We start from the raw sequence: 1,427 nt of genomic DNA, 5'->3' as shown, positions 1-1,427 counted from the left end.
CGCCACGGCGATTGTTTTCGATGGGCAACCACTGAGCTACCGGGAGCTGGACAAGCGCTCCAACCGATTGGCCCGACTACTGATCCAGCGGGGTATCGGTCCGGAAGATGTCGTCGCGATAGGCATACCGCGCTCCCCCGAATCCGTGCTCGCGGTATGGGCGGTCGCCAAATCGGGAGCCGCGTTCCTACCCATCGATCCGACCTACCCCATCGAACGCATCACCCACATGCTGACCGATTCGAAAGCCGCAATCGGTCTGACAGTGACACCAGCGCGAACACAGTTGCCCGACAACATCGATTGGTTGACACCAGACGATCTCGACGAGACCGAGAACCGCCCCGTCACCGACCGCGACCGAATACGCCCACTACACATCGACGACATCGCCTACGTCATCTACACCTCCGGATCCACCGGACTACCCAAAGGCGTCGCAGTCACCCACCGCGGACTCTCCAACTGCGCCACCGAACACCAACACGCCCTGAGCATCGAATCCGATTCGCGCACCCTACATCTGGCCTCACCCAGCTTCGACGTATCAATACTGGAAATACTGCTGGCAACATCCGCGGGCGCGACCATGATCATCGCACCCACCCACACCTACGGCGGCGACGAACTCGCCGAACTCCTCGACCACCAACACCTCAGCCACATCCTCATCACACCCACCGCACTATCCACCATCGACCACACCCGATGGCCACTACCAGATTTGAGACACCTCGTAGTCGGCGGTGAGAGCTACAGCAACGAACTGGTCGAACGCTGGACCGGAAGCCGCAGCGTGTTCAACGAGTACGGGCCCACCGAGACCACCATCGCCGCGACGCTGTCCTCCCCGTTGGTGGCGGGTGAGCTGGTCACGATCGGCGGCCCGATTCGCGGTGTCTCGCAATGGGTGCTGGATCAACGACTACAACCCGTACCAGTCGGTGTGGCGGGTGAGCTATATGTCGCGGGTCCTCTGCTGGCCCGCGGATACCATCGCCGGCCGGCCCTCACAGCCGAACGTTTCATCGCCTGCCCCTGGATACCCGGCGAACGCATGTACCGCACCGGGGACGTCGTCCGGTGGACAGCCGACAGAACAATCCAACACCTCGGCCGATCCGACTTCCAAGTCAAGATCCGCGGGCTCCGCATCGAACTCGGCGAAATCGACGCAACACTCGCCACCCACGAAACCGTCGGATTCGCCGTCACCATCGGCCACCACAACGAATCCGGAACCGAATCACTGGTGTCCTATGTCGTTGCCACACCCGGCAACTCGATCGACACCACAACCCTCACCGAACATCTCACCCATCGGTTGCCGTCCTACATGGTCCCGTCCTCGATCATGGTGCTCGACCACATCCCGCTGACACCGGTGGGCAAGCTGGACCGCACAGCATTACCGGACCCCGTATTCA

Annotated in this window: 1 protein-coding gene; it reads left to right on the top strand. The window is 61.7% G+C overall.

Translation table 11 applies throughout. From position 1 onward, the window contains the following. Nucleotides 1-1,427: amino acid adenylation domain-containing protein (locus tag AB0M74_RS35165; protein WP_366530627.1), on the top strand; the 1,427-nt coding region annotated here is incomplete at both ends.

This window comes from Nocardia sp. NPDC051463 (genome assembly GCF_040681975.1).
Classification (GTDB): domain Bacteria; phylum Actinomycetota; class Actinomycetes; order Mycobacteriales; family Mycobacteriaceae; genus Nocardia.
This window is presented reverse-complemented; position numbering and strand designations above follow the sequence as displayed.